Source organism: Streptomyces sp. NPDC007095 (assembly GCF_040634475.1).
Taxonomy (GTDB): domain Bacteria; phylum Actinomycetota; class Actinomycetes; order Streptomycetales; family Streptomycetaceae; genus Streptomyces.
On record NZ_JBEYFS010000537.1, the window covers coordinates 1 to 1,187 of the forward strand.

Sequence of the window (1,187 nt, forward strand, 5' to 3'; positions counted from 1 at the left end):
AGTGCCCGCGGGAGCGGACGGCCTTGCGGATGCGGGCGTTGACGCTCTCGATGCTGTTGGTCGTGCACACAATTCGGCGTATTTCCGCATCAAACTGCAGGAAAGGCGTGAACTCGGCCCAGCTGGACTCCCAGAGGCGGACGATCGCCGGGTACTTCTTGCCCCAGGTCTCGGCGAATTCCAGGAACCGTGTCGTGGCCGCGTCCTCGGTCGGCGCGGTGTAGACGGGCTTGAGTGCCTTCGCGATCTTGTCCCAGTCCTGCCGGGCCGCGTAACGGAACGACGCCCGCAAGAGGTGAACCACACACGTTTGCACCACAGTCCGGGGCCAGACCTCGCCGACCGCGTCGGGCAGCCCCTTCAACCCGTCGCAGACCAGCATGAGGACGTCTTCAACGCCCCTGTTCTTGAGCTCGGAGAGCACTCGCAGCCAGTGTTTCGCGCCTTCGCCGCCGTCGCCGGCCCACAGGCCGAGGATGTCGCGGTGCCCCTCGGCGGTGACCGCCAGGGCCACGTAGATCGGCCTGTTCGCTACTTGGCCATCGCGAATCTTGACGTTGATGGCGTCGATGAAGACGACCGGGTAGACGCGGTCGAGCGGCCGGTTCTGCCATTCCGCCATGCCGTCCATCACCTTGTCGGTGATCGTACTGATGGTCGTCTTGGACACGTCCGCGCCGTAGACCTCGGCCAGATGCGCGGAGATCTCCCCGTGCGTGAGGCCCTTCGCGGACAGCGAGAGGACCATCTCATCCACGCCGGTCAGCCTGCGCTGCCGCTTCTTGACGATGGCCGGCTCGAAGGAGCCCTCCCGGTCGCGGGGCACATCGATCTCGACCGGCCCGATGTCCGTCAGCACCGTCTTGGAACGGGTGCCGTTGCGGGAGTTGCCGCCGTCCTTGCCCGCCGGGTCGTGCTTGTCATAGCCGAGATGGTCGGTGATCTCGCCTTCCAGGGCGGACTCAAGAACCGCCTTGGTCAGCTGCTGCAGCAACCCTCCCTCGCCGGTCAGCTGCAGCCCCTTGCTCCGGGCCTGCTCGACGAGCTGGTCGATGAGCTTCTGCTCGACCGCCGCGGTCTCCAGCGACGGTTCCGCCAGGTCATCGGCGGCCACGGACTCGGTCACGGTGTCAGTCACTTGATGTCTCTTCCATGATCATCAATTACACCGGTGAGCGTACAGACCC

Annotated in this window: 1 protein-coding gene; it reads right to left on the reverse strand. The window is 65.5% G+C overall.

Annotated features, from left to right (window positions below; genetic code table 11):
• A partial coding sequence (locus ABZ656_RS58055; RefSeq protein ID WP_360280871.1) for an IS256 family transposase occupies window positions 1-1,114 on the reverse strand: 1,114 nt, incomplete at its 3' end.
• Window positions 1,115-1,187: the final 73 nt, after the last annotated feature.